Annotated in this window: 16 protein-coding genes and 1 pseudogene; 6 read left to right on the top strand and 11 right to left on the bottom strand. The window is 68.3% G+C overall.

The genetic code is table 11. From position 1 onward, the window contains the following. Position 1: 1 nt before the first annotated feature. Positions 2-1,882: a translation elongation factor 4 gene (gene lepA, locus IEY07_RS10650; protein ID WP_229669946.1), complete on the bottom strand. Its 1,881-nt coding sequence runs from the start codon at positions 1,880-1,882 to the stop codon at positions 2-4. Positions 1,883-1,997: 115 nt separating this feature from the next. Between lepA and IEY07_RS10645 the strand changes: the two genes are divergently transcribed. The 4 genes from IEY07_RS10645 to yicI all read left to right on the top strand — a co-directional run bounded on the left by IEY07_RS10645 (position 1,998) and on the right by yicI (position 8,044). Further along, positions 1,998-2,780, top strand: coding sequence for a maleylpyruvate isomerase family mycothiol-dependent enzyme (locus IEY07_RS10645; protein WP_229669945.1), 783 nt, complete (start codon positions 1,998-2,000; stop codon positions 2,778-2,780). A gap of 94 nt (positions 2,781-2,874) precedes the next feature. After that, on the top strand, positions 2,875-3,681 hold the full coding sequence (locus IEY07_RS10640) for a TrmH family RNA methyltransferase (RefSeq protein WP_188895275.1): 807 nt from the start codon (positions 2,875-2,877) through the stop codon (positions 3,679-3,681). A gap of 74 nt (positions 3,682-3,755) precedes the next feature. Further along, positions 3,756-5,801, top strand: a complete 2,046-nt coding sequence (locus IEY07_RS10635; protein ID WP_188895273.1) for a beta-galactosidase — start codon at positions 3,756-3,758, stop codon at positions 5,799-5,801. Continuing rightward, positions 5,798-8,044: an alpha-xylosidase gene (gene yicI, locus IEY07_RS10630; protein WP_188895271.1), complete on the top strand. Its 2,247-nt coding sequence runs from the start codon at positions 5,798-5,800 to the stop codon at positions 8,042-8,044. The genes IEY07_RS10635 and yicI overlap by 4 nt, the downstream gene beginning before the upstream one ends. On the opposite strand, the gene IEY07_RS10625 is transcribed toward yicI, so the two are convergent. Then, positions 8,037-8,444 (bottom strand): type II toxin-antitoxin system VapC family toxin, encoded by a 408-nt coding sequence (locus IEY07_RS10625; RefSeq protein ID WP_188895269.1) that lies wholly within the window; start codon positions 8,442-8,444, stop codon positions 8,037-8,039. The two genes, yicI and IEY07_RS10625, sit on opposite strands and share 8 nt — an antisense overlap. Beyond that, positions 8,441-8,689, bottom strand: coding sequence for a FitA-like ribbon-helix-helix domain-containing protein (locus IEY07_RS10620; RefSeq protein ID WP_188895267.1), 249 nt, complete (start codon positions 8,687-8,689; stop codon positions 8,441-8,443). Before IEY07_RS10620 ends, IEY07_RS10625 begins: the two co-directional genes overlap by 4 nt. 197 nt (positions 8,690-8,886) lie before the next feature. On the opposite strand from IEY07_RS10620, the gene rpsT reads away from it, so the two are divergent. After that, positions 8,887-9,150 carry a 30S ribosomal protein S20 gene (rpsT, locus tag IEY07_RS10615; RefSeq protein ID WP_188895265.1) on the top strand — a complete coding sequence of 88 codons (264 nt, stop codon included), beginning with the start codon at positions 8,887-8,889 and terminating at the stop codon, positions 9,148-9,150. Between the two features lie 65 nt (positions 9,151-9,215). Here the strand turns inward: rpsT and holA are convergent, their stop codons facing one another. From holA to IEY07_RS10585, 6 genes and pseudogenes are all read right to left on the bottom strand, one after another. Further along, positions 9,216-10,202 carry a DNA polymerase III subunit delta gene (gene holA / locus IEY07_RS10610; protein WP_188895263.1) on the bottom strand — a complete coding sequence of 329 codons (987 nt, stop codon included), beginning with the start codon at positions 10,200-10,202 and terminating at the stop codon, positions 9,216-9,218. A 61-nt stretch (positions 10,203-10,263) separates the two neighbouring features. Further along, the gene (gene poxB, locus IEY07_RS10605) at positions 10,264-11,988 is read right to left on the bottom strand and encodes a ubiquinone-dependent pyruvate dehydrogenase (protein ID WP_188895261.1); all 1,725 of its coding nucleotides are present in this window, start codon (positions 11,986-11,988) and stop codon (positions 10,264-10,266) included. A 7-nt stretch (positions 11,989-11,995) separates the two neighbouring features. Next, positions 11,996-12,880 (bottom strand): annotated as a pseudogene (locus tag IEY07_RS24695) (NAD(P)-dependent oxidoreductase); the annotation flags it as partial. 53 nt (positions 12,881-12,933) lie between these two features. Next, positions 12,934-14,025 (bottom strand): Gfo/Idh/MocA family protein, encoded by a 1,092-nt coding sequence (locus IEY07_RS10595; protein WP_229669944.1) that lies wholly within the window; start codon positions 14,023-14,025, stop codon positions 12,934-12,936. Beyond that, positions 14,022-15,485: an aldehyde dehydrogenase (NADP(+)) gene (locus tag IEY07_RS10590; RefSeq protein WP_188895257.1), complete on the bottom strand. Its 1,464-nt coding sequence runs from the start codon at positions 15,483-15,485 to the stop codon at positions 14,022-14,024. Before IEY07_RS10590 ends, IEY07_RS10595 begins: the two co-directional genes overlap by 4 nt. A 108-nt stretch (positions 15,486-15,593) precedes the next feature. Then, positions 15,594-16,793, bottom strand: coding sequence for a fumarylacetoacetate hydrolase family protein (locus IEY07_RS10585; protein WP_188895255.1), 1,200 nt, complete (start codon positions 16,791-16,793; stop codon positions 15,594-15,596). Positions 16,794-17,080: 287 nt separating this feature from the next. Here IEY07_RS10585 and IEY07_RS10580 point away from each other — a divergent pair, with 287 nt between their 5' ends. Then, positions 17,081-17,977, top strand: a complete 897-nt coding sequence (locus tag IEY07_RS10580; protein WP_188895254.1) for a dihydrodipicolinate synthase family protein — start codon at positions 17,081-17,083, stop codon at positions 17,975-17,977. 59 nt (positions 17,978-18,036) lie between these two features. On the opposite strand, the gene IEY07_RS10575 is transcribed toward IEY07_RS10580, so the two are convergent. Next, positions 18,037-20,427 carry a ComEC/Rec2 family competence protein gene (locus IEY07_RS10575; protein ID WP_188895252.1) on the bottom strand — a complete coding sequence of 797 codons (2,391 nt, stop codon included), beginning with the start codon at positions 20,425-20,427 and terminating at the stop codon, positions 18,037-18,039. Next, positions 20,427-21,449, bottom strand: a complete 1,023-nt coding sequence (locus IEY07_RS10570; protein WP_188895250.1) for a helix-hairpin-helix domain-containing protein — start codon at positions 21,447-21,449, stop codon at positions 20,427-20,429. The genes IEY07_RS10575 and IEY07_RS10570 overlap by 1 nt, the downstream gene beginning before the upstream one ends. Positions 21,450-21,699: the final 250 nt, after the last annotated feature.

Below are 21,699 nucleotides of genomic sequence, written 5' to 3'. Positions count from 1 at the left end.
GCTACTTCTTGGAGTCCTTGGCCGGCTCGGTCGTAGCCAGCGCGGCGACGAAGGCCTCTTGCGGCACCTCGACCCGGCCGACCATCTTCATCCGCTTCTTGCCCTCTTTCTGCTTCTCGAGCAGTTTGCGCTTGCGGGTGATGTCACCGCCGTAGCACTTGGACAGCACGTCCTTGCGCATCGCGCGGATGGTCTCGCGCGCGATCACCCGGGCGCCGATGGCCGCCTGGATCGGCACCTCGAACTGCTGCCGCGGGATGAGGTCCTTGAGCTTGCCGGCCATCTCCACGCCGTAGCTGTAGGCCTTGTCCCGGTGCACGATCGCGGAGAACGCGTCGACCGGCTCGCCGTGCAACAGGATGTCGACCTTGACCAGGTCGGCCTCCTGTTCCCCCGACGGCTCGTAGTCCAGGCTGGCGAAGCCCTTGGTCCGCGACTTGAGGGCGTCGAAGAAATCGAAGACGATCTCGGCCAGCGGCAGCGTGTAGCGGATCTCCACCCGATCGGCCGACAGGTAATCCATGCCGAGTTGCACACCACGTCGGGCCTGGCATAGCTCCATGATCGTTCCGATGTATTCGGACGGGCTGAGGATGGTCGCCCGGACGACCGGCTCGTAGACCTCGGCGATCTTGCCGTCAGTGGGGAATTCCGACGGATTGGTGACGGTGTGCTCGGAGCCGTTCTCCATCACGATCCGGTAGACCACGCTCGGAGCGGTGGAGATCAGATCGAGGTTGAACTCGCGCTCCAACCGCTCCCGGACGATCTCCATGTGCAGCAGCCCGAGGAAGCCGATCCGGAAACCGAATCCCAATGCCCCCGACGTTTCCGGCTCGTAGGCCAGCGCCGCGTCGTTGAGCTGCAGCTTCTCCAGCGCCTCCCGCAACTCCGGGTAGTCGGCGCCGTCGATCGGATACAGGCCGGCGTAGACCATCGGATTGGGATGCCGGTAGCCGGCCAGCGGATCGGTCGCCGGTTTGGACTGCAGGGTGACGGTGTCGCCGACCCGGGACTGGCGTACGTCCTTGACGCCGGTGATCAGATAGCCGACCTCGCCGACCGACAACGAGTCGGTCCGGGTCGGCTCGGGCGAGATCACCCCGACCTCGAGCACCTCGTGGGTGGCCTTGGTCGACATCATCAGGATCCGATCCCGGTGGCTGATCCGGCCGTCGACCACCCGGACGTAGGTGACCACGCCGCGGTAGGTGTCATAGACAGAGTCGAAGATCAATGCCCGGGCGCGTTCGTCAGTGACCCCGACCGGCGCCGGGGTCTGGGCGATGATCTCGTCCAGCAGCTCCGGTACGCCCTCGCCGGTCTTGGCCGACACCCGCAGCACCTCGCCCGGATCACAGCCGATGATTCCGGCCAGCTCGGCGGCGTACTTCTCCGGCTCGGCACCGGGCAGATCGATCTTGTTCAACACCGGGATGATCTGCAGGTCTGCGTCCAGGGCCAGATACAGGTTGGCCAACGTCTGCGCCTCGATGCCCTGGGCCGCGTCGACCAACAGGACGGCCGCCTCGCACGCCTCCAGCGAGCGGGAGACCTCGTAGGTGAAGTCGACGTGGCCGGGCGTATCGATCATGTTCAGCACGTACGTGGTGTCGCCCGAGTCGGCGCGCACCGTCCACGGCATCCGTACGGCCTGGGACTTGATGGTGATGCCGCGCTCGCGCTCGATGTCCATCCGGTCCAGGTATTGCGCCCGCATGGCCCGTTCGTCCACCACACCGGTGAGTTGCAGCATCCGATCGGCCAGCGTCGATTTGCCGTGGTCGATGTGGGCGATGATGCAGAAGTTCCGGATCAGACGCGCGTCGGTCCGGCCCGGTTGCGGTGCCGACCCGATGCGGTGAGCGGCTGCGGAGGTCACTGAGGCGGCGTCCGTTCCTGGTCGTTGAGCTGAGGCATCCCATCATCCCACGCGGAGCCGTACGACCGAATTCGTCGACAGCGGGATGTCGGTGCCCGCCGGTAGCGTTCGGTCCGTGACTGCGTCCGCGATCGATCCGATCTCCGGCCGTCCGCGCGACGGATCGGCCGGCATCGACCATCTGGCGAAGCTCGCCCGGCTGCAGTCAGCATTCGCGGCAGGGATCGCGCCGGCCGACCCGACCAGGCCGGTTCCCGGCATCGACAACTGGACCGTGCGCGATCTTGTCGTACATCTTGCCGGGATCCATCACTGGGCTGCGGCACAGGCTCGCGCCGAGCACACGTCGCCCCTGGATCGGGATCCGGACGACCTTCCCGGCTTGTATGCGAGCACCGCTGCGGAGTTGACGGACACGCTCACCGAACTCGGCCCGGACCGGACCGGTTCGACTCTCCTCGGCCCCGGGCCGGCGTCCTTCTGGCACCGCCGCCAGGTCCACGAGACGCTCATCCATCTCGGTGATCTCTACGCCGCTGGTTCCGGCCGGTGGTCGGCGGAGGTGTTCGACGGTGCGGTCGATCTGACGCCGGCGCTGTGGGCCGACGGGATCGACGAGGTCGTCCAGGTGATGGAGCCGCGTCAGGTGCGGCTGGGCCGGATCCAGCCGTTGGCCCGGATCGTGGCGCTGCACGCGGTCGACGCGGGCGCGACCTTCCAGCTCGGCGCGCACGAGGACGGACGGATACGCCAGGACCCGGCCGCGGTCGTGAGCGGGCCCGCGCGTGATCTACTGCTGGTGTTGTGGCGCCGGATCCCGCTGGAGAGTGCCGGGGTCGGCGTCGACGGCGATCGCTCCGCGGTCGAGAAGGCGCTGGCGACCGCGATCACTCCCTAGGAGCGCGGACTCGGCACGCCACGGCGGCACGCTGAAATCCCGTTGCAGCCCGGCTCGCCCGGCGCCACCATGGTCGCCATGAGGTGGACCTTCAATGGCGGCGGATCTGCGCGCATTGCGCGCAGTCGGCGCAGCTCATCCCGACGTCCGTCACGCGCTGCAGGTCGGCCGAGGCGCTGAGCCGGGCCTGCTGTTGATCTCCGGGCTGTGGGCCCATCGCGCAGTCCTGGATGCCGGCATAGCGGTCGAGTCGTTCTTCTGCACGCCGGAGCTGCTGTATTCCGACGAAGGGCGCGGGCTGGCCGAGGTCGTAGCAACCCGGTCCGGGGTCGCGTACCAGGTCTCGGAGAAGACGATCGGACGGCTGTCCGATTCGCACCGGAGTGTCGACGGGATCGCGTCGGTGATCAGGATGCCGCAATGGCATCGCGATGAAGTCGCTCTGGGAGCCGAACCGCTGGTCGTGGTGGCCGACGGTCTGGCCAGTCCCGGCAACCTGGGCACGGTGATACGGACCATGGACGCCTGCGGTGCGGATCTGTTGATCATGACCGGTACCCGGGCCCGGACGAGCGCCGGGACGGTGTTCAAGGGCAGTCGCGGCCGGACGCTGACCGTGCCGCACATCACCATCGAGTCTCCGGCCGAAGCAGCCGCGTGGCTGCGGTCGCGGTCGATCGCGATCAAGATCGCCGACGCCGACGGGAGTGTCGCCTACACCGCAGCGGACTGGTCCGGGCCGACCGCGATCGTGCTCGGCAACGAACATTCCGGTCCGTCGCAAGCCTGGCGCGGATTCGATCGGGTCCGGATCCCGATGCTCGGCCACGCCGACTCGCTCAACGTCGCGGTGTCGGCCGGCGTGCTGCTCTTCCACGCGCGGTTCCAGCGAGATCGGTGACCGGCGTCAATCACATCCGGTGGCGTACCCGATAATCGAGCAGCACCCGTCGACGATGATCAGGAACCCGATCCATGCCCAGCCCTCGTACTGTCCGGCCCGGCCTCGCCGAACTCACCGAACGCCTCGGCATCCTGTACGGCGGTGACTACAACCCCGAACAGTGGACACCGGAGATCTGGGCCGAGGATGCCCGGCTGATGCAGGACGCGGGGGTCAATCTGGCCTCGGTAGGGATCTTCAGCTGGGCGAGTCTCGAGCCGGAGCCGGGCCGATTCACCTTCGGCTGGCTGGAGCAGGTGATCGACCTGCTGGCCGACCACGGGGTGGCGATCGACCTGGCGACGCCGACCGCGTCACCGCCGCCGTGGCTTGGCCACCGGTGGCCGGACACGCTCCCGGTCACCGCGGAGGGCGTACGGCTGGGCTGGGGTTCGCGCAACCACTATTGCCCCAGCTCGCCGGTCTATCGGGAGCGGTCGCGGCTGATCGTCGCGGAGTTGCTGCGTCGCTTCGGTGACCATCCGGCGGTCGCGATGTGGCACGTCGGGAACGAGTACGGCACGCCCTGCTACTGCGACCAGTGCGCGGTGGGGTTCCGCGGCTGGTTACAGGCCCGCTATCAGGATCTCGACGCGCTCAACGCGGCCTGGGGCACGGCTTTCTGGAGCCAGCGCTACAGCGAGTGGGCCGAGATCATCCCGCCTCGGCAGGCGCCGTATCTGATCAATCCGAGCCAGCAACTGGACTTCCACCGGTTCGTCTCCGATCTGTTGCTGGAGGGCTATCTCGAGCAGCGTTCCATGATCATCGATGCCAATCCGCTGGTGCCTGTCACCACCAACCTGATGCGGTTCTACTGGGGTGCGGACTATCGCACCTGGGCGCCGCACCTGGATGTGATCGCCGACGACGTCTACCCCGATCCGAACGACCCGCGGTCGATCGTCGAGGCGTCGCTGACCAGTGACCTGATGCGCTCACTCGGGCACACTGACGACGGGCAACGCGGCTGGATGCTGCTGGAGCAGGCAGCCGGGGCGGTCAACTGGCGCGGGCACAACGTGGCCAAATCCGTACGCCGCACCCGGCTGGAGTCGTTGCGGGCGATCGGTCGTGGTGCCGGCGGGTCCTGCTACTTCCAGTGGCGCGCCTCGACGGCCGGCACCGAACGCTTCCACGCTGCGCTGGTGCCGCACGCTGGTGAGGACAGTGATCGCTGGCGCGCCCACCTCGCGCACGGCCAGGAGCTGAAGGCGCTGTCACCGGCTGTCCAGGACGAGGAGGTCACAGCCGAGGTGGCGATGATCTTCGACTGGGACAGCTGGTGGGCGGCCGAGGAGCCCGCAGTCCCCAGTAACCGGCTCAAGCCGCTGGAGCAGCTGCAGGCCTGGTACACACCGCTGTGGAGGGCTGGCGTCACTGCCGACATCGTGGCCAGTACGGCCGACCTGTCGGGCTACCGGGTGGTGCTCGCGCCGACCGCGTACCTGCTCACCGACGATGCGACAGCCAACCTGCAGAACTTCGTCGCGGCCGGCGGAACGCTCGTGCTGGGTCCGTTCTCCGGTGTCGCGGACTCCAACGGGCACGTCCGGCGCGGACGCTTCCCGGTCGATCTGACCGATGTGATCGGCGCCAGCGGCGAGCAGTGGCTGCCGCTGCCGGACGCCCACGAGGTCGTGGTCACCTCGGAGCTGCTCGGCGACGGTCCGGTCCGGGTCTGGTCCGAACAACTCCGGGCCGAGGGCGCCGAGATCATCGCCACATTCGCCGGCTGGCCGGTGGACGGATTGCCGGCAGTGGTCCGCAACGACTACCAGCAAGGAACGGCCTGGTATCTGGCGACGCTGCCGGAGGACGCTTGGCTCGCACAGTTGATCACGGCGGTGCTCGACGAAGCCGGGGTACGGCCGGTGCTGGCTGAGTTGCCCGATCAGGTCGAGGCAGTCCGGCGCGGCGAGTTGGTGTTCGTGATCAACCACAAGGTCGAGGACGTCGTCGTCACGGTCCCGGGACGTTGGCGTGACCTGCTCACCGACACGCTGGTCGGTGATCAACTCGAGTTGCCGGGCGAGGACGTCGCCGTGCTCCGGCCGATCGATGGAGGCGAGGAATGAAGTTCACCGACGGCTACTGGCAAACCCTGCCCGGTGTCGAGATTCTGAAGGCGCGCGACATCGAGCAGATCACCGATGACGCCGACGGGCTGACTGTCTACGCCGCCACCGCGCCACTCACCGGTCGCGGTGCGACACTGAACCGGCCCGTGATCGCCACCACCCTGTCCAGCCCTGCGCCGGACGTGATCGGGGTGACGATCGAACACTTCACCGGCGGCCGGGATCGCGGCCCGGACTTCATGATCAACACTACCGCAACCCGGCCGCAGGTCGACCGCGCCGATGACAGGGTCAGCTTCCGGTCGGGCGCACTCCGGGCCGAGATCCCCACCGCCGGTCCGTGGCGACTGGACTTCATCGGCGATGATCAACTCCTCACCTCCTCGACCGCCGACAGTATCGGCGTGATCACCGACGATGAGGACCGGCACTTCGTCCGCGAGCAGTTGACCATCGGGGTCGGCGAGCACGTCTACGGGCTCGGCGAGCGGTTCGGCGCCTTCATCAAGAATGGTCAGGCTGTTGACATCTGGAACGCCGACGGTGGTACCAACACCGAACAGGCGTACAAGAATGTGCCGTTCTATCTCACCGATGGCGGTTACGGCGTCTTTGTCGCTCACCCGGAACGGGTGAGCTTCGAGATCGGCACCGAGGTGACCTCGCGGACCCAGTTCTCGGTCGAGGGTCAGCGGCTGACCTATTACCTGATCTACGGTCCGACGCCGAAGCAGATCCTGAGCAAGTACACCGCACTGACCGGCCGGCCGGCGGCGGTGCCTGATTGGTCGTACGGACTGTGGCTGTCGACCTCGTTCACCACCGGCTATGACGAACAGACCGTCAGCAGCTTCATCGACGGGATGGCGGGCCGGGACATCCCGCTGAGCGTCTTCCACTTCGACTGCTTCTGGATGCGGCAGTTCCACTGGTGCGATTTCGTCTGGGATCCGGCGATGTTTCCGGACCCGGAGGCGATGCTCGACCGACTGAAGGCCAAAGGGGTGCGGATCTGCGTCTGGATCAATCCCTACATCGCCCAGCGGTCGGCGCTCTTCGCCGAAGGCGAGCAACTCGGCTATCTCGTCCGCACCACCGACGGCGGCGTGTGGCAGACCGATCTCTGGCAGGCGGGGATGGGACTGGTGGACTTCACCAACCCGGACGCGTACGCCTGGTACGCCGGCAAGCTGAAGGCTGTGCTGGACCAGGGTGTGGACTGCTTCAAGACCGATTTCGGCGAACGGATCCCCACTGACGGCGTGACCTGGCACGACGGCTCCGACCCGCAGCGGATGCACAACTACTACGCCCAGCTCTACAACCAGTGCGTCTTCGACCTGCTACGTCGCGAGCGGGGCGACGGTGAGGCGGTGCTGTTCGCCCGCTCGGCGACCGCCGGCGGCCAGCAGTTCCCCGTGCACTGGGGCGGCGACTGCGAATCGACCTTCACCGCAATGGCCGAGTCACTGCGCGGCGGCCTGTCGCTGGCGCTGTCCGGCTTCGGCTACTGGAGCCACGACATCGGTGGTTTCGAAGGCACCCCGGATCCGGCGATCTTCAAGCGCTGGGTCGCCTTCGGCTTGTTGTCGAGCCACTCGCGGTTGCACGGGTCGAGCTCCTACCGGGTGCCGTGGGCCTTCGACGACGAGGCAGTCGAGGTCACCCGTACGTTCGCCCGGCTCAAGATGCGGCTGCTGGGTTACCTGTCCGAGCTCGGTCGGATCGCCCACACCGAAGGGATCCCGGTGATGCGTCCGATGCTGCTGGAATTTCCCGAGGACCGGACCGCGGTGGCCGTCGACACCCAGTTCCTGCTCGGCGACCGGTTGCTGGTGGCGCCGATCTTCCGCGCCGACGGTCGGGCCACCTTCTATGTGCCGGATGGCACCTGGACCCACCTGCTGACCGGCAAGCAGCTGAGTGGGCCGTATTGGTACACCGAGACGTACGACTTCGGCTCGCTGCCGCTCTTCGTCCGGCCCGGGACCGTGCTGCCGTGGGGTACACGGGACGACGGGCCGGAATACGACCACGCCGACGGTGTGACGCTGCGTGCCTTCGAGGTGGATCGCGGAACGGAGATCGCGGTCCGGGTCGGTGACGCGAGCTACGTCGTTCGGCGCTCTGGGAACACGCTGACCGCGACCGCAGAGGGGACGGACAAGCCCTGGCGGCTTCAGGTCGGTGACCGGATCGCGGCGGCGGTGGACAACCGCGCCGAACTCCCGGTCAGCTGAGCGTGACCAGCCGCACCGGGCATCGCGCGACTCCGGCCTGGGCGATCCGCCGATCAGCGGTGACGAGGGTCAACTGATGTGCCTCGGCAGCCGCCACATAGCCGGCGTCGTAGGCCGACAGGTTGTCCCGCAGCTCCCACATACGCGCCAGGAACGGCCCGGTCGGCACCGTCACGACGGTGATCTCCTGGAGCCAGCGCAGGCTACGCTCCGCATCGTCCGCAGTGAGCTTGGCACCGCGCCGCAGTCCACGGAAGACGCTCAACACCTCAGTCCGCCAGACCTCCGGCACCACCCATTCCGGGTCATCCGTCAGGATCTGCGTCGCCTGTTCCACACGTGGATCGGCCTCGGGCTCTGAGAAGATCAGGGCAACGACCGACGCGTCGGGAACGATCACGCAGCACCCTCGGAACGCTCACCCCGGGCGTCCGCGAGGACCTCGAGCACATCCTCCACCGTGAAACTGGAGTCACCGCGCGCGGCAACTACATCGTTGATGAGCGCCCGGTTGTTGGCGAACGACACCTCCCGGAGTACGACGTCACGCAGGTAAGAATTGAGGGACTGCCCGCGATCTCGTGCCCGTTGTGCCAGGACGTCCCGCGCGGCGTCAGGGATGTCGCGGATCTGAAGGTACGCCATGCACGCATTTTGCATGCACCAGGTATGCATATCAAGTGCATGCAGCGGCGGGTAAGTGGTCCGTGAATTCGACCGGTCGGGGCAGGACCGGATGATTTGGCCGCGGTTGTCGCGTGCTGTTAAAGTGATTCGTCGCGTCCGGTGTTGGCCGGCGCAGACAGACCAACCACCTTTCACAGATGTTAGAGGCTTGCCCCGTGGCGAACATCAAGTCCCAGCTGAAGCGGATCAAGACGAACGAGGTCGCGCGCCAGCGCAACAAGGCCGTCAAGTCGTCCCTGCGCACCGCCGTGCGCCGGTTCCGCGAGGCTGCTGACGCCGGCGAGGTCGAGAAGGCCCAGGTCGCCGCGCAGCACGCGACCCGCCAGCTCGACAAGGCGGTGTCCAAGGGCGTCATCCACAAGAACCAGGCTGCCAACCGCAAGTCGGCCATCGCCGCCGAGGCCGCCAAGCTCAGCTGACCGACGCGGTCGCTCGTACGAGATCCCGGTACCCGTGGTGCCGGGATTTTTGCGTGCCCGGACTCTCATCTGCTCCGCGAGCGGGTAATCGTCAGCACGACCCGCTCGAGGGCGTACTCGGCGTCATCGGAGGCGCCCTTGATCTCGGCGTCGGCCACCGCGACCGCGCGCAGGGCGTGTGCCAGCCCGCGCTCGTCCCAGCCCCGGGCCTGTGATCGCATCGTCTTCAGCTTCCACGGCGGCACACCGATCTCCCGGGCCAGATCGGCCTCGCGCATCCCACCGCCGGCCGCCGACACATATTTGCCGAGTCCCCGCAGCCCCGAGGCCAGGGCACTGGTGACCAACACCGGTGCCACCCCGGTCGACAGCGCCCAGCGCAACTGCTCCATCGCCTGACCGGCCCGGCCGGCCAATGCGGCGTCGGCGACCGCGAAACTGGTCACCTCGGCGCGGCCGCCGAAGTAACGCTGCACCAGCGTCTGGGAGATCACCCGCTGGTCGCTGTCGGAGGCCAGCTGCGCAACCGCGGACGCCAGCGACCGCAGATCGTGGCCGACGGCATCGACGACGGCCTGCGCGGTCTCGGGATCCATCGACGAGCCGGCTCGCTTGGTCTCCGCGGCGACGAACTTGGGCAAGTCCCAGGTCTTGGGGGTCGGACAGTCGACCGTCTCGACCTGCCCGGCTCGTGCTGCCTTCTTGAGCTTGTCCAGCAGTGCTTTGCCCTTGACCCCGCCCGGATGCACCAGGACCAACCCGACATCGTCCAGCGGCCGAGAGACGATCGCCAGGATCTCGGTCTGGACGTCGGCCGGAACAGACCCGAGATCACGAATCACCGCGACCCGGTGGCTGGAGAACAGCGATCCGCCGGTGATCTCGGCGAAGGTGCCAGGGTCGAGGTCGCCGCCATCGACCTCGGCGACCTCGACATCGGGATCCTCGGCGCGAGCCGCGGCCAGCCTCTGCAACACCGCGCGATCGGCGAGCAGCGTCTCCGGCCCGCTGATCAGCACCACCCGTCCGTAGACTCCGACCGCCCGCGCCATGGCCTCATCCTTGCATCCCGGGCCGACAGAACCCTGGCTGGAGTCGGCGTCGAAGTCGGCGTCAGAGAAGCTGGCGGCGGTTCCGGCTGGCCAGATCGAGCAGCTCATCGCCGCGCCCGGACAGCACGGTGCGGATCGCGTACAGGGTGAAACCCTTGAGCTGTTCGGCAGTGATCGCCGGCGGGATGGTGAGTTCCTGGCGGACGGTCGAGACGTCGACCAGCGCCGGCCCGTCGTGGGCGAACGCCTCCTGCAGAGCCGGTGCCAGCTCCTTGGGCTTGGTGACCGTCCGGCCGAGGATCCCCATCGCTTCGGCGACCTTGGCGAAGTCCGGATTGTCCAGACCGGTGCCGTAGGTGACGAAGCCGGTGGCCTTCATCTCCAGCTCGACGAAATTCAGTGACGAGTTATTGAAGACGATGATCTTGACCGGCAACCTGTGCTGGGCGACGGTGGCCAACTCGCCCAGCATCATCGCCAATCCCCCGTCGCCGGACAGGGTGACGACCTGTCGGGCGGGATCGACCGACTGGACGCCGATCGCCTGCGGCAGGGCGTTGGCCATGCTGCCGTGGTTGAAGGACCCGAGCAACCGACGCCGGCCGTTCATGGCCAGATAGCGGGCCGCCCAGACCACCGGCGAACCGACGTCGGCGAGGAAGACCGCATCGTCGGCGGCGAGCTCGTTGACGATCCTCGCGACGTACTGCGGATGCAGCGGACTCCGGCCACGATCCTCGGTCGCCAAGTCGTCCAGCTTCTTGCGTGCCTTCCGGTAGTGCGCCAGCGAATCCTTGAGATGCTTGCGGTCGGTGTGCTCGACCAGCCGCGGCAGCAACGCCTGCAGCGTGTCCTTGACGTCGCCCACCAGGCCGAGGTCGAGCTGGGCGCGACGGCCCAGTTGATCACCGCGGAGGTCGACCTGGATGATCTTGGCCTGGGTCGGATAGAACTGCCGGTACGGGAAGTCGGTGCCCAGCATCAGCAGCGTGTCGCTGTCGCCCATCGCCCAATAGCCGGAAGAGAAGCCGATCAGTCCGGTCATTCCGACGTCGTACGGATTGTCGTACTCGACATGTTCCTTGCCACGCAGCGGGTGCACGATCGGCGCCGCGAGCAGCTCGGCCGCCTTGATCAACTCCTCGTGCGCGCCGGCCGTGCCGGCTCCGGCGAGGATGGTGATCCTGCTGCCCTGGTTGAGGATCCCGGCGGCCTGATCGAGCTCGTCCGATGACGGTATGACCTGCGGATCCGTCGCGACGATCCGCGCCACCCGATCCGAGACCGCCTCGGCCAGCGCGACGTCACCCGGGATCACCAGGACGGCCACGTCGCGATTCTCCACCGCCGCCCGGATCGCCTGCTGGAGCAGTCGCGGCATCTGCTCCGGCGTAGCCACCAGCTCGGCGAAGCAGCTGCAGTCGTCGAAGAGCTCCTGCGGGTGGGTCTCCTGGAAGTAGTTGCTGCCGATCTCCTCGCTCGGGATCTGAGCTGCGATGGCCAGCACCGGTACCCGGCTGCGATGGGCGTCGTAGAGCCCGTTGATCAAGTGCAGGTTGCCGGGACCGCAACTGCCGGCGCAGACCGCCAGCCTGCCGGTGATCGCGGCTTCGCCGGCCGCGGCGAACGCGGCCGCCTCCTCGTGGCGGACCAGCGTCCAGCCGATCGTGCCGTCCTTGCGCAGAGCATCGGTCAGCCCGTTGAGCGAATCGCCAGGGATGCCGTAGATCCGCTGGACGCCGTTGGCTGCCAGATGGGCGACGATGTTCTCCGCGACGGTGGTCATGGCGTGATCACTTTCTGCTGTCCCGGGAGCTCGGGGTGAACTGAGTACGGACGGCTGCCATGTCGTCATGGCCGTGGCCGGCCGTGCTGGTCCGGTCGAAGATGGCCTGGACCGTGTCGATCAGCTCGGTCCTGACACCGGCCGTTGCCGCCAAGTCCTTGATCAGTCCGAGGTCCTTGAGCACTCCGTCCACCGCGAACGCCGGCGGCTGATAGCTGGAGTTGATCATCATCGGGCCCTTGATCTGGGCATAGGCCGAGTCGACCGCAGCGCCCTTGATTGCGGCCAGGAACAGCTCCGGGTCCAGACCCGCTGCCTGCGCCAGTGCGATCGACTGTCCGATGCCGCTGGTCAGAACTCCGATCCAGGCGTTGCAGACCAGCTTCAGCGCGCTGGCCGGCCCGGCATGATCGCCGGCAACGGTGATCTTGGCCGAGATCGCTTCCAGCACAGGGAGGACCCGGTCAACCAGTTGCCGGGGACCTGAGACCAGGGTCGACAACTCCCCCGCCTCGGCCGGGGCCTTGGTGCCGACGACCGGCGCGTCGAGGTAGCCGATGCCTGCCTGCTCGGCCTGCTGCCCGAATTCGGCCGCGGCGTCCGGACCGATCGTCGAGGTCTGGATCCAGACCGCCGACGGGTCGAGTGCGGCCAGCAGCGGCCCGGTGATCGCTCGCAGCGCATCGCTGTCGTACACGATCGTGATCACGGCCTCGGTGCCGTCGACGGCCGACACGATGGTGTCGGCGACCGTCGCGCCGTCGTCGGCGAGCGGTCTGGCCCGCTCCGCCGTCCGGTTCCAGACCGTCACCTGGTGTCCGGCCCGGAGCAGCGCGTGGGTAATCCCCGTGCCCATGATTCCGGTGCCGACAACGGTTACTCGCATCGATCCTGCCTCCTCGGTGGCCTTGGTGGACCTGGCATCACTGGATCATCGCCGGGGGTTCACTGCCATGGCCCTGGTGCGACGTCGACGCGCCGGCCGGTCGTCGCGGATTCGTTGATCGCCAGCGCGATCGCATGATCCTGACTTGCCTGGGCGAGCGGGTACGGCGGGTCGCCGGCGTTGCGGACCCAGTCGGCCATCATGATCAACACGGTGGCGATGGCAATGTCCTCGTCGGCAAATCTCCTGCCCTGGAAGGGATTTCGATACCAGACCCGGCCGCCCGCTGAGATGGTGTCCAGGTCGAATCCCTCCAGGTCACCGTCGACGCCGGTCTGGCGTCGGACCAGCTGCTCGGTGACCGGGGTCCGCGGATCGAGCATCCGGGTGAGCCGATGATCGACGATCTCGCCCCGGCTGCCGCGGATGTCGATCCGGCGCGACAGCAGCGGATGGAACCACTGCCCCTCGGTGAAGTCGTAGACCCCCAGCCGGCCCTGGAAGTTGATCATGGCCATGGTCTGTCTGACCGTGGTGTCGCGTTCGGTGTCCGGCCAGCCGTCCCGGCCGAGGCTCTCGATCACCAGGCTGTCATGGCACTCGGCGTTGACACTGACGGGGCCGATGCCGGCGCCGAGCACGGCGCGCAGCAGTGCGACGGCGTGGTACTGCTGGGTCCACGACACCTGTGCCGAGGTGACCGCTCCGAGCAGGCCGTCGGTGATCATCGCCCGATAGGCCTGCACGATCGGCAGGTAGGGATACTGCTCGGCCACCTGGACCAGCCCGGGATCGGAGACCTGTCCCCAGAGGTGGACGAGCCCGTCGTGGTCGGGGGCAGGTGGAGTCTCCGCCAGGATCGGTATACCGTGCCCGACGACCGTCTCGATGATGCCCGGCGTGACCGCCCAGGGCACCGAGGAGATCACGAAATCCGGCCGGAATCGGTCGATCAGCTGCTCGACGTCGCGGACCGTCGGTACGCCCCACGCGGCCTCGACCGCGGCCCCTTTGTCGGCACTGCGGGTGGCCAGGCCGGCCAGACTGATCCGGTCGGTCAGCACGGATGCGATGCGCAGGAAGAAGTCCGTACGCCATCCCGTCCCGACGATCCCGATCCGGGCTGGGGGCACGCCGGCGGTGTCGGTCACGCCGACGCCCCGGCCCAGGTGCCGTCGATCCGGCGCCGTACGCCGGTGGTCTCCTCGTCCCGCAGCCAGGTCGGCAGCCGGTCCTGGGGGAAGTCCTGGAAGGCGACCGGGCGCAGGAACCGCTTGATCGCCGCAGTGCCGACCGAGGTCGTGCTCGACGCGGTCGAGGCCGGGTATGGCCCGCCGTGCTGCTGGGCGTAGCTCACGGTGACCCCGGTCGGCCAGCCGTTCCACAACAACCGTCCGGCCTTGCGGGTGAGCACCTCGACCAGGTCGTCGACATCGTCACCCGGATCGGCTTGCAGGGTGGCGGTGAGCTGGCCTTCGAGCGCCTCGGCCAGTGCCAGCGCGGAGTCCGCGCCGTCGTACTCGATGATCAGGGTCGCCGGTCCGAACATCTCCTCTTCGAGGACCTCCGGCTGGGCGAGCACGGTTTCGGCGGTGGCGTGCAGCACGCTCATTCGGTCGGCTCCGGAGCCTCCGGCCAGCGTGCTGACGCCCTGGTGCTCGCGGACCGCCTGCAACGACTTCTCGAAACCGTCCTCGAGCCGGGGCATCAGCATCTGGCCGAGCCCGCGGTCGACGTCGGCTGACTGCAGCAGCGCCGCCAGATCGGAGCCGGCCGGGACGATCAACAGTCCCGGCTTGGTGCAGAACTGCCCGACGCCCATCGTGGCCGAGCCGAGGTACCCGGCGATGATCTCGTCGGCCCTGGCGTTCCATGCCTGCAGCGCAACGAAGACCGGATTGGTGCTGCCCAGTTCGCCGTAGAACGGGATCGGCTGGTCACGGTCGGCGATCAGGTCGAACAGCGCCCGGCCGCCGCGGGTCGACCCGGTGAATCCGACGGCCTGCACCAGCGGGTGAGTGACCAGCGCCGACCCGGCGTCGATGCCGGTCACCAGGCTGAACAGTCCGTCGGGCGCACCCGCCCCGGCCAGTGCCTCGATCACGATCGCGGCGGTCCGCTGCGCCAGGCGCGGGTGTGCCTCGTGGCCCTTGTGCACCACCGCGCAGCCGGCAGCAAGGGCGGACGCCGAGTCCCCGCCGATCACCGAGAAAGCGAACGGGAAGTTGGAGGCGCCGAACACGCCGGCAACGCCGAGCGGGACGCTCATCCGTCGGATGTCGGGGCGGGGGCCCATCCCCCAGTCCGGGTCGGCGTGGTCGATGACCAACTCGAACGGCTCCCCCGAAGCCGCCTCGTCGGCGAGCAGCCGCAGCTGGAAGCTGGTGCGCTTGAGCTCGCCGGTGAGCCGGGTCTCCCCGAGATGGGACTCCTGGTCGGCCAGCTCGATCAGCCCGGCGGCATTGGCGTCGAGGGCGTCTGCGGCCGCGTACAGCCAGCGGCTGCGGTCGGCCGGCGGCACCGAGCGGGCCGTCAGATACGCCCGATGGGCCTTCTGCACCAGCTCGTCGAGTTCGCCTGCGGTCGTGTCGGGCACAGTTGCCTGACTCATGAGCCGTTCACTCCTCTGCACGGTTGCCCTTGCACGCGTACGCGTGTTTCGATTCTGCCGTCTGCGCCCTACCCGCGTTCGCCCGGGGCTATCGCGGCCGGAAGCGGCTCAGCCGAGCAGCCTGCGGGCGCCCAGGTTGGCGTACAACCGGCGGATGCCGACGGTCCAGTCCGGGGCCTCCTCGGCGGTGGACACCGGGTTGATCAGCAGTCCGAGCCGGTCGGTGCTGATCGAGACCACGTCACCCAGGTGATGGGTGAAGCCCATGCCCGCGGCATCGCGATCCTGGGTCGGCGCGAACAACGTCCCGGTGAAGAGCACGAATCCGTCCGGATAGCGGTGATGATCACCGATGGCGTGCTCGACCAGCTCCTCGAGTCCGCGACTCATTTCGCTCATCGTGCTCTGCTCATGGAGCAGATAGCCGTCGTCGACGCCCTGGACCTGCAGGTCGACCACCAGGTCGCGCACGTCGTCGAGACTGAAATGATCATCGAAGAGCCGCAGGAACGGCCCGATCGCGCACGAGGAGTTGTTGTCCTTGGCCTCAGCCAGCAGCAGCGCGCTGCGGCCCTCGAAATCGCGCAGGTTGACGTCGTTGCCGAGCGTCGCCCCGACAACCCTGCCGTTGCTGGTGACGGCCAGTACGACCTCCGGTTCGGGATTGTTCCAGGTCGAGCGGGCCAGTACGCCGACTGGAGCGCCCGGGCCGACTGAGCTGAGCACCGGTGCCTTGGTGAAGATCTCGGGATCCGGCCCGATCCCTACCTCCAGATACTGCGACCACAGTCCTTCGGAGATCAGGATCGACTTCACCCGCTCTGCCTCCGCCGAACCAGGTTTCAGACCGGCGATGGTGCCACCGATCGCGTCGTCGATCTGGGACCTGATCTCCTCCGCGCGGCTGGAGTCACCCTTGGCGCGCTCCTCGATCACCCGTTCGATCATGCTTTTGGCGAACGTGACACCGGCGGCCTTGATCACTTGCAGGTCGATCGGCGACAACAAGCGTACGGCGTCGTCCGCGGCATCCGGATCGACGGTCGTCGCCAGCACGTCGGCCAATGGCCAGCTCTTGCGGGGCGTGCCGTTCCGGACCAGATCCACCAGATCGGGCCGGTCCAGCAGGTCGCTGACGGTCGGTGCGATGTGACTCAGATCGACGAGTTGATCATCGCGAAGGACCACGACCGCCGGACCGTCTTCCACCGGATCGAAGACCCGGCCGACCAGGGTCGCCTGATCATGGTCGGTGGGCAGCAGGTCCATCGGGTCGGACAGTCCCAGCCGTGGCGTCGGGCCAGCCATTGTGATCAACTCCTTTGTTCCGGACGGTTCCGAGCGTACTGGTCGTCGATCCGACCGTGATCGTCACTCAGGACCGCGGTCTCAGTGACCACCGCGGTCACCGCCTGATCAGGCCGCCTGCCGCCGGTCGCCTCGAAACGGTCGGTGCCTGCTGTCCTAATGTTGTGATCCAGGAGCCGAGCCGCCGGGACGGAGCAGCGGACTCGGCCGACGAGACCATCGCGTCGGTTGTGGTCCGGCTGTTGCCGGATCTCCGGCCGGCGCCACGACGACGGACGGTGCGCGCAATGGTGACATCAGCTGACCTGCACGGAGTTCACGTCGCGCTGGCGACTCCGATCGGGCCGGACGGCGACCTTGATCCGGCAGCTCTGGACCGACTGCTGGCCCGGATCATCGACGGCGGTGGCGACGGGATCAGCCCCACCGGCTCGACCGGGGAGGGCCCCCGCCTCAGCCGGGCGCAACGGGTCGAGGTCACCCGGCAGGTGCGCAAGCACGTCGGCGGCGATCGGCTGGTCGTGCCCGGAGCGTCGGCACTCACTGTCGCCGACGCCGTGGCGGAGATCGGCGAACTGGCCGAGGCCGGTGCCGACGCTGTGCTGCTGGCGCCGCCGTCCTACTACCCCATCCCGGCGGCCGGAGTGACCGCCTTCTACCGTGCGGTCGAGGCCGACGCCGTCCTGCCCATCGTGCTCTACAACATCCCCTCGATGACCAAGATCGTGTTGCCGCCGGAGTCGGTCGGCGAGTTGGCGACGCTGCCCGGCATCATCGGGATCAAGGACAGCAGCCGGGATTTCGAGTATCTCCAGACGATCCTGTACGCGACCACCGACGCCGACTTCGCGGTGCTCACCGGCAGCGACACCATGCTGCTGGCCTCGCTGACCGTCGGCGCGGTGGGAACCATCGCGGGCAGTGTCAATCTGGTCCCCGAGCTGGGCCGGGAGATCTACGACGCGAGCCTCGCCGGTGATCTTGGCCGGGCGCGATCGGCGCAGCGGAAGCTGCACGACGTGGTGATGGCCTGCCGGGTCGGGCCGCCGCCGGCGGGGTGGAAGGCCGCGCTTGCCTGGGCGGGCGTCGGCGCCGCCGATCCGGTACCTCCCGCCGTCGGACTGACCACCGCCGAACAGCAGACCCTGGGTGCACGGCTGGAAGCACTCGGGATCGGGCGCTGATCCTGCGGGGCGACCTGCCGATCCTGGCTGGGTCTGCCGATCCCTGTCCGGCCTGGTGGTCACTGGGTCGCCTGGTGCTGGGTGACGACGCCGATGCCGCCGGACGTCTTGATCACCGCGACCGAGCCGCTCCAGCAGGTGCACAGCGTGGTCATGCCGTCGGAGCGCAGCAGCTGCATGGTCTTCGGCGCGGGGTGGCCGTAGTCGTTGTGCAGGCCCGCACTGGCGATCGCCACCGTGGCGTGAGTGGCGGCGATGAAGTCAGGGTCCTGACGTGATGACCCGTGGTGCGGCACCTTCAGCACGTCGGCGTGCAGATCGGCGCCGGAGTCGAGCACCTGTTCCTGCTCCTCCGGTTCTTCGTCACCGGTCAGCAGCAGCCGCTCACCATCAATCGTGATCATGGTGGCGATACTGAGGTTGTTCTCCATCGACGACTGGCCCTCCTCCGCGACCAACGGTGTCGGTCGGCGGTCGACCGGTCCCAGCACCTGGATCTCGGCCGGGCCGATCGTGGTGGTCGTGCCGACGGGCGGGACCGCGATCGGAATGTGCAGCCGGGCGGCCGCGGCGTGCACGTCCTGCGAGCCGCCCGGTGGAGACTCGTACGGAGAGGCCCAGATCCGCTCCACCCTGCGGCCGGCAAGTACTCCGGCCAGTCCGCCGACATGATCTTCGTGGTAATGGGTGAAGATCAACAGCGGCACTGTGCGGATACCCAGCTGGTCCAGGCAGGTCCGCATCGGCTTCGGATCGGGCCCGGAGTCGATCACGACCGCCTGGCCGCGGCCGGTGCTGACGGCCATGCCGTCTCCCTGCCCGACGTCACAGACGACCAGCAGCCAACTTTTCGGCGGCCAACCCGGTTGGGCCGGCGCCCTGATGATCGCGATGATCATCAACGCCGCGAGTGCCCCGGCCAGCCACGGCCTGGCCAGCACGTACGGCATGGCAAGGGCGAGTGCCAGGCAGATCGCACCGAGCAGCACGATCGGCAGCGCTCCGGCCGGCCAGCTCCAGGACGCTCCGGGCAGATCGGCGCCGAAGTGGGCCGTCCACAGCAGTGGTTGGGCCGACCAGCAGGCCAGCCGGCCGGCCAGCGCAGCAAGGAACGGGCTGACCATCGAGAGTCCTGCCGCACTGAAGCCCAGGATCGTCGCCGGTCCGACGAACGGCTCGGCAACGGCGTTGGTGACGATGCCGATCATGCTCACCTGGCCGGAGATCGCAGTGGCGATCGGCAGTGTCGCCAGGTGTGCCGACAGCGGCACGGCGACAGTCTCGGCGAGGACCGGAGGGAGCCAGCCGTGCAGCACCGCGGCCCAGCGCCGCGCCCACCACACGATCCCGCCACTGGCGGCGACGGAGAGCCCGAACCCCAGTGATCGGCCGAGCCACGGATCGGCGACCACCAGCACCGCCATGGCGACGAAGAGGCTCCGCATCCCGGCCGAGCGGCCGGACATTCCCAACGCGACCAGTGCCACCAGGCCCATCGCGGCCGCCCGGAGGACCGACGGCTCGGTCCGGCAGAGCCCGACGAACATCACCACCCCGGCCAGCCCGATCACGCGGAGCCACCAGCCGCGGACGCCGATCCATCGGGCCAGCACGACCAGGAACGCCAGCATCAGTGCGAGATTGGCGCCCGACACCGCGGTCAGATGGGTCAGGCCGGTGGTCAGGAAATCGTCCTTGATCGAGTCGGTGATTGCCGAGGTGTCGCCCAGGACCAAGGACGGCACCAGCGCCCGCGCCTCAGGAGCCCCTCCGGACACCGCTGCCCGCAGGCCCGCCCGGACGCGTTCCACCTCACGGTCTGCAACGCCGGGCCGACCGAGGATGACCGGCGCGCTTCCGGCCCGGGCGACGGCCGCGAAGTCTGCACCCGGGCCGGTCGCCTCCAGTCGCAGGGTGACCCGCACGCGAGTCCCGGCAGTGAGCACCCGCCAGGTCGGGACCTGGTCACCGCTGGCGGTCAGCAGTACCGGGGCGCGTTCGCGCCAGGTCCGGCCGCGGCCACTGATCACCAGCACCTGCCCCCGGACCGTGAGATAGGCAGGTCTGATCCCTTCGGCCGGCTGGAGTTGTGGATCGTCGACCAGCGCCAGCTCAGTGGTGGCGATGGTGTCGGTCGCGGCGATGTGGGCCACCGCGGACCGTTGCAGCATCCCGACCTGCGCCCAGCCGATGATCAGGGTCCCGGCCAACATCACCGCGGTCGCCACCGCCCACCACGATCTCGCCAGTCCGGCCAGGAGTAGCACCACCAGCGTCGCGGCGGCTCCGACCGGCAGCCACCAGTGCTGACCCGAAGTGCTCAGCCAGGCACCCGCCCAGCCGGCCAGAGCGAGCGGTGCCAGCCGGAGATCGGTGGGCTCGCGACCGCTGCGATCCTGCTCGGCGGAATCCTCCAACTGGTCGCCTCCCGCGGCCCGCGTGCCGGCCATCAGACAGTCACCATCGACGCCAGGTCGGCGTACGTCTTCGGGCCGATGCCGTCGACCTCCTGCAACTGCTCGGTCGAATCGAACCGGCCGTGCTGGGCGCGCCAGTCGATGATCTTCTGGGCAGTCACCGGACCGACACCCGGCAGCTCGTCGAGTTCGTCGACCGTTGCAGTGTTGAGGTTGACCGGAGCAGCCGCACTTCCGGCGGTCGCGCCGGAGGACCCGGACCCGGTGGCGGCCGTCGGATCGGAGCCGGGGCTCACGGCGCCACCGCCTGCCGGGACCGTGACGGGGTCGCGGACCTGACTCTGGCCGCCGTCGTGGGCGATGTAGATCTGCTGACCATCAGCGATCGGCTGAGCGAGGTTGAGATCGCCCAGGTCGGCGGCCTTGGTGACCCCACCCGCTCGATCGAGTGCATCCTGCACCCGCGCTCCGACAGCCAGCGTGACGACACCGGGGTGTTTGACGGCGCCCAGGACGTGGACCTTGATCACCGGGGCGGCCGACGACGATGTCGGCGATGGAGTCGTGGTCTCGGCGGTGGGCGGCGCCGGAGCATGGGGAGACGAGGGCGTCGAGGCCGACTGCGCGCCCTCGGTCACCGCCGGCGTCGGCGCCGCCGAGCCACCGACTCCCGTTCCCGAGGCGAGCGCAACCGGCCTGGCCCGCAACACCGACCACCCCACCAAACCGAGACCGAGCAGCACGATCACGACGATCACGACCAGTTGGGGCGGGCCGAACGCCCAGCCGCCGAAGCGCTCCTCCCAGAACCGCCGGATCACACCGCCGGTGTCCGCAGACCGAGTGGTCCTCGCAGCGGTGAGCTCCGGCCGAACGACCGGCCCGACGTCCGAGTCCGACCAGTCGTCGTCCTCCAGGGCTCCGGACGAGTTCTGGAACCCGTCCTCGTCCGGAAACCCATCCTGTCCCGCGTGGCGCGGCTCCGTACCGAGCAACCGGGCCAGCTGGTCCTCGGCCCGACGGCGCGACTCCGCTCCCTGATCCAGACCCGACACACTAAGAACCTAAGAATGAACAGGCCCTCTGGTTCAGGCCGCGACAGATCTGTGGACGACGCTTCGAGACCGCCTGCAGCCTGGGGATAACAGTCGGCCGGAGCACGGCTCGCCAAGGCCGATGATCATGGTCGCCGGGGGGAAGGTTGGTAGCGTTGTGGTGCGCCCCGTCTCCCCCGACAGCGCGTTCAGCATTGCCCGACCCGCGCACGATCGACTGCGCACGATCGACAACGAGACCCGATACCAC

Source organism: Microlunatus endophyticus (assembly GCF_014646195.1).
Lineage (GTDB): Bacteria > Actinomycetota > Actinomycetes > Propionibacteriales > Propionibacteriaceae > Microlunatus > Microlunatus endophyticus.
This window is presented reverse-complemented; position numbering and strand designations above follow the sequence as displayed.